This is a genomic window from Benzoatithermus flavus (assembly GCF_037908215.1).
GTDB classification, from domain to species: Bacteria; Pseudomonadota; Alphaproteobacteria; order Geminicoccales; family Geminicoccaceae; genus Benzoatithermus; species Benzoatithermus flavus.
In genome coordinates this window covers 1-5473 of sequence record NZ_JBBLZC010000050.1, presented here as the reverse complement: position 1 = coordinate 5473, position 5473 = coordinate 1, and the positions used below count along the sequence as shown (strand labels likewise).

General features: G+C 69.1%; 3 protein-coding genes and 4 pseudogenes. 5 read left to right on the top strand and 2 right to left on the bottom strand.

Annotated elements, in window-relative coordinates; all coding sequences use genetic code 11:
- Positions 1-286: 286 nt before the first annotated feature.
- Positions 287-1078, top strand: a pseudogene (locus U1T56_RS23820) (TIM barrel protein).
- Positions 1079-1272: 194 nt separating this feature from the next.
- On the opposite strand, the pseudogene U1T56_RS23815 reads toward U1T56_RS23820, so the two are convergent.
- Positions 1273-1617 (bottom strand): annotated as a pseudogene (locus tag U1T56_RS23815) (SDR family NAD(P)-dependent oxidoreductase); the annotation flags it as partial.
- Between U1T56_RS23815 and U1T56_RS23810 the strand changes: the two are divergent.
- From U1T56_RS23810 to tal, 4 genes and pseudogenes are all read left to right on the top strand, one after another.
- The gene (locus tag U1T56_RS23810) at positions 1592-1957 is read left to right on the top strand and encodes a hypothetical protein (protein WP_418162005.1); all 366 of its coding nucleotides are present in this window, start codon (positions 1592-1594) and stop codon (positions 1955-1957) included. The pseudogene U1T56_RS23815 and the gene U1T56_RS23810 sit on opposite strands and share 26 nt — an antisense overlap.
- Positions 1958-2310: 353 nt before the next feature.
- Positions 2311-2652 (top strand): annotated as a pseudogene (locus U1T56_RS23805) (ATP-binding cassette domain-containing protein); the annotation flags it as partial.
- Between the two features lie 51 nt (positions 2653-2703).
- Positions 2704-3384: pseudogene (locus U1T56_RS23800) on the top strand (SDR family oxidoreductase).
- Positions 3385-3573: 189 nt separating this feature from the next.
- Entirely contained in the window at positions 3574-4683 is a 1110-nt protein-coding gene (gene tal / locus U1T56_RS23795; RefSeq protein ID WP_418162004.1) for a transaldolase, read from the top strand.
- 250 nt (positions 4684-4933) lie between these two features.
- On the opposite strand, the gene U1T56_RS23790 is transcribed toward tal, so the two are convergent.
- On the bottom strand, positions 4934-5281 hold the full coding sequence (locus U1T56_RS23790; protein ID WP_418162003.1) for a PfkB family carbohydrate kinase: 348 nt from the start codon (positions 5279-5281) through the stop codon (positions 4934-4936).
- Between the last annotated feature and the right edge of the window lie 192 nt (positions 5282-5473).

The following is a 5473-nucleotide window of genomic DNA, read 5'->3' as shown; positions in this document are numbered from 1 at the left end:
GTGGACGCCTACATCCAGGACATCGTCAAGGGGGTGATCATCGTCGCCGCGGTCGTCGCCGACCAGTACCGCCGCCGGCGCCGGGTGTAACGAGCATCGGCTTCAGTGGGCATCCACGACCTGCGGATGCCCGCCGGCGACCCGCGCAAGCCGGCCCTTGAGGGCCACAGCGCCGCAGGGAGGCGATGGCCAGGGCGTTGTCGACGGACGGGTAGTCGGCTGCGTGACGAGCACGCGTGACCTTGCCTGCGCGACCATGATTGCCACCGGACGGGCAGAGCTCACCATGAACATCAAGATCTCGACCGCACCTTGCTACTGGGACGTCGACGACGTCAGGAACCCGCACCTGCCTCCGTGGCAGCTCGTGCTCGACGAGGCGGCGCAGGCCGGCTACCGGGGCCTCGAGCTCGGTCCTTGCGGCTATATCCCGCTCGATGTCGACCTGGTGAGCGACGCGCTCGAGCGGCGCGGCCTGTTCATCGTCGCCGGCACGATCTTCGATGACCTCGTCGCCGGGTCGAACCTGCCCAGCCTCCTACGGCAGACCGACGAGATCTGCGCCCTGATCACCAGGCTGCCGCGCGTACGATGCACCACATCAAGGTGATCGCCGAGCTCGCCTGGCGCAAGCACGGCGTGCGCGCGGTCATCCCCCCATGCGGGCGGCTACATCGAGTTCGCGGACGAGATCCGGAAAGTCATCACCGATATCCCGTACGAGACGGCGGGCTTGTGCCTCGATACCGGACACCTCTACCATTCCGGGATGGATCCCGTGACGGGGCTCCGCGACCATGCCGACCGGCTCGACTACATCCACTTCAAGGATATCGATCTCGACGTCCATTGCCAGGTCATGGGCGAGCGGATCCGGTTCTTCGACGCTTGCGCCAAAGGGGTCATGTGCCCGATCGGCAAGGGCGTGATCGACTACCCGGCGATCCGTCGGCTGCTCGAGGACATCGGTTATCACGGCTACATCACGATCGAGCAGGAGCGTGACCCGCGCGACGTGGGCGGCAGCCTCCGGGACGTGGCGCAAAGTCTGGATCACCTCAAGAGCGTCGGCTTCTGACCCGTTTGCTCTGGCCATGGACGCGACCGACCGTGGCGATGCGGCACTGCTCGCGACCATTCGCTATCCCGTCATCCGCGCCGGAAGGCGTCCGCTGGGTGGAGAGCTGCGTCCGCTAGGCGGAGCAGGGCGGCATGTGGGTCGACTATGAACGAACGCTCGCCCTTGACTTGATGAAGTCCACCACCCGCATCCGCTCCCTGGCAGCACAGGAACACGCCCTTGGTGGTGACCGCCAGGACCTTGTCCCACTCGGCCTCGGTCATGTCCTCGATCCGGGCGATGGTGATCACGCCGGCGTTCTGAACCGAGACGTCGACCCGGCCGAAATGCTGCTCGGCCGCATCGTACAGGCGGGCGGCCTGCGCCGGATCGGTGACGTCGGCCACGAACGGGGCCGCGGTGCCGCCCGCGGCCGTGATCTCGCCTGCCACCTGCTCCACCAGCGGCTCGTTGGCAGCGACGAGCACGGCGGCACCTTCCCTTGCGAAGCGCCTGGCGATGGCGGCGCCGATGCCGCGAGCGGTGCTGCGCACCATCGGCAAGGCCGGGCTCGGCCATGTCGGTGGCGATCTCTCGGTCACCGACACCCTGACGACACTGCTGTTCGCGGTGATGCGGATCGATCCGGCCGATCCCGCCCGACCCGATCGCGACCGACTGATCCTGAGCAAGGGCCACTGCGCGGCCGCGCTCTACAGCGCGCGGGCACTCCGCGGGTTCTTCCCCGTTGCACGGCTCGACACGTTCATGGCGCCGCTCTCGCCGCTCGACGGCCACCCCAACCGGCGCAAGGTGCCCGGTGTGGAGGCCAACACCGGGCCGCTCGGCCACGGCCTGCCGATCGCCGTCGGCTGCGCCATCGCGGCCCGCCGGTGATCGTCGATCACAACCGGCTGCAGCAGGGTGCCCGCACCGAAGCGACCAACCGGCTGGAGCCGCTCGCCGACAAATGGCGCGCGTTCGGCTGGAAGACGATCGAGGCCGACGGCCACGATCACGCGGCGCTGCTCGCCGCGTTCAGCGCCGCGCCGGCCGGCCCCGCTGCGTGCTCGCCAACACGATCAAGGGCAAGGGCGTGTCCTTCATCGAGGACCGGGTCGAGTGGCATCACAAGGTGCCGACGGCCGAGCAGATCGCCCGGGCTCTCGAGGTGCTGAGCCGATGAGCGCATGTTCCCCGAGCCGGCACCGCCGGCCGAGTGGGAGGTTCTGCGGGGCGAGGGGCTGACGGCGCAGATGGGCGTGAAGAGCCGGCCGCTGCAGCTCGCCCGTCATCTCTCCGGCGGCAACCAGCAGAAGGTGGTCATCGCCAAGTGGCTGGCGCGCAAGCCGAAGGTGTTCATCCTCGACGAGCCGACCCGTGGCATCGACGTCGGGGCCAGGGCGGCGATCTATGAGCTGATCGCCGAGCTGACGCGGGCCGGCATGGCCGTCGTCGTGGTCAGCTCGGATCTCGACGAGGTACTCGGCCTGTCGCATCGGGTCATGGTCATGAGCCGCGGCCGGTCGCGCGGGATCCTGGATGCCCACGAGGCTAGCCGTCATGCGGTGATGGAGCGCGCCACCCATTGACCGTGACCGGGAGTCGGTCACGGCGAAGGACGCTCGAGGGAGGCTTAGGACATGGATCTGTTTCGTCTCGACGGTCAGGTGGCTTTCGTCACCGGCGCCGGCAGCGGCATCGGCCAGCGTCTGGCAATCGGGCTCGCCGAAGCCGGGGCCGATGTCGCCTGCTTCGACCTGCCGGCAAGCCAGAGCCTGCCGCAGACCATCGCCCGTATCGAGACGCTCGGCCGCCGCGCCCTGGCCCTGTAGGGCACGGTGACCAGCGAGCCGGAGATCGTGGCGGCGGTCGCCGCCTGCGAGGTCGATCTGGGCCCGATGTCGGTCGCGGTGAACTGCGCCGGGATCGCCAACGCGGGTGCGGCGGAGACCATGCCGCTCGAGCAGTGGCAGCGCATGCTCGACATCAATCTCACCGGAGTCTTTTTGTCCGCCAAGGCCGAGGCGCAGGTCATGCTGCCGCGCCGCCGCGGCTCGATCATCAACATCGCCTCGATGTCGGGCTCGATCGTCAACCGCGGCATCCGCGTGAATGCGATCAGCCCGGGCTACACCCTCACCCCGATGAACCTGCGCCCCGAGGTCGCCGAACAGCGCAAGCGGTTCGAGGCCGAAACGCCCATGGGGCGGATGGCGACCGTCGACGAGCTGGTCGGGCCGACGATCTTTCTGGCGAGCCAGGCCTCGTCCTTCTGCACCGGCATCGACCTCATCGTCGATGGCGGGTTCGTGTGCTGGTGAGGGCCGAAGCCGAGGTGCTATGATGATCGGCCACCGGGGAGCCTGCCCGCCTCGGCCGTCGTCGGAGCCGTAGGACGGGAACATCCGCGGCATCCGGCGGCTTGCGACGCGAGCGCGACGATCGCGTCTTCCTGCACGAGCAGCGCCCGCGAGCGCGCCACCCGACCCCTGCCCGATGAGGTGCATTCTATGGCCAACCCGAACAACCCCTTGCGCAAGCTGAACGCCGCCGGGCAGAGCGTCTGGTGCGACAATATCCATCGTGCCATGCTGACCTCAGGCGGTCTCCTGACCATGATCGAGGACGACGACCTGCGCGGCGTCACCTCCAATCCCGCGATCTTCGACAAGGCGATCGGCACCAGCCATGCGTACGATGCGCTGCTCGAGCGCGAGCTCGAGCGCGACCGCAGCCAGTCGCCCCGCGACCTGTTCTTTGCCCTCGCGATCGAGGACATCCGCGACGCCGCCGACGCGATGCGGCCGGTCTACGAGAAGACGGGCGGGGTCGACGGGATGGTGAGCCTCGAGGTCTCGCCCGACCTCGCCCACGACACCGAAGCGACCTTGCGCGAGGCACGGGAGCTGCACGCCCGCCTCGGCCGGCCCAACGTCATGATCAAGGTGCCCGGCACCAGGGCCGGCCTGCCCGCGATCGAGCAGCTCACGGCCGAGGGCATCAACGTCAACGTCACCCTGCTGTTCTCGGTCGAGCGCTACGCCGAGGTGGCGGAAGCCTACCTGCGCGGCCTCGAGCGTCGCCTGGCCCAGGGTCAGCCCATCGACCGGATCGCCTCGGTCGCGAGCTTCTTCATCAGCCGGGTCGATACGCTGCTCGACCCGATGCTGGCCGAGACGCGGCCCGATCTGCAGGGCAGGATCGCAATCGCCAACGCCAAGCTCGCCTATCAACGCTACAAGCGGATCTACGGTGGCGAGCGCTTCGAGGCCTTGCGCGCGGCCGGCGCCCGCCCGCAACGCCTGCTCTGGGCCAGCACCGGGGCCAAGAACCCGGCCTATCCCGAGCTCCTCTACGTCGAGGAGCTGATCGGCCCCGAGACGGTCAGCACCATGCCGCCCGCAACCTACGAGGGCTTCCGCGAGGCCGGCACCGTTGCCCAGACCCTGGAGCAGGACGTGGCCGAGGCGGAGCGGCAGGTGAAAGCGCTGGCCGAGGTCGGCATCGACCTCGCCGCCGCCGCCGACCGGCTGGAGCAGGAAGGCGTGGCGCTGTTCGTGAAGGCGTTCACCAACCTCCTGCACCACCTCGAGGCCAAGGCCGCCCGCCTCGCCGCCTGACGCCGCCAATCTTCCACGCCGGTCGAGGAGACCGCCCTGGTGTTCTCCGGCTGTTGCCAGCCGGCGATCCGGCTGGCGCCGGAATTTCGCACCGTCGAGCAGGACATCCGCAACACGGAGAAGGCGACCTGATGGCCAGTGAGGGCTGAGCCGGCCATCCGTCCTCAGACCGGCACGGTCCTGCATCTGACCGTGCCGGGGCGACGCACGGGCACGCAGTCCTCAAGGTGTCGGCCGCACGAGGCGCGGATCACGCGACCGTGGCCTTTAGGACCTTGCGGATCGCGGGTCCGTGCCTGGCACCCGAGATCCGGTCGAACGGCAGGCTCACCGCCTCCTGGCCAATGGCGTAGCCGGGCTGGGCCATGGTCGTGAGCCGGGGCTGGAATGCCGTGGCCCAGGGGAAGTGGCCGAACGGGTCGTCGCCGACCTTGCCGATGAAGGCGCTGCTCGCCCCAAGCCGGACGAGACCGACGGCGACGTTCGCCGCCGCTCCACCGGGGGCCTTGACGAAAGCCGGGGCATCGGCCAGCCCCTTGCCGGTCACGGTCGGCACGAAGTCGATCAAGAGATCACCGAAGCAGACCACGTCGGCCATGGCGAACCCTCGTCGGTGAAAGGGACCCGGAGGCATGGCACCCCCAGGCACGTGCCGCGCCGGCCAGGGAGGTGGCACCGGCGCGGCCGGCCGCTCATTTCGAAGCCCGGCCTTGGGCGAGCGCCAAGGCCGCGCCCGCGAGCAGCAGGTTTTTCCACATCCGAGTTGTCTCCCTGGCCCCTCCCCGGGCTC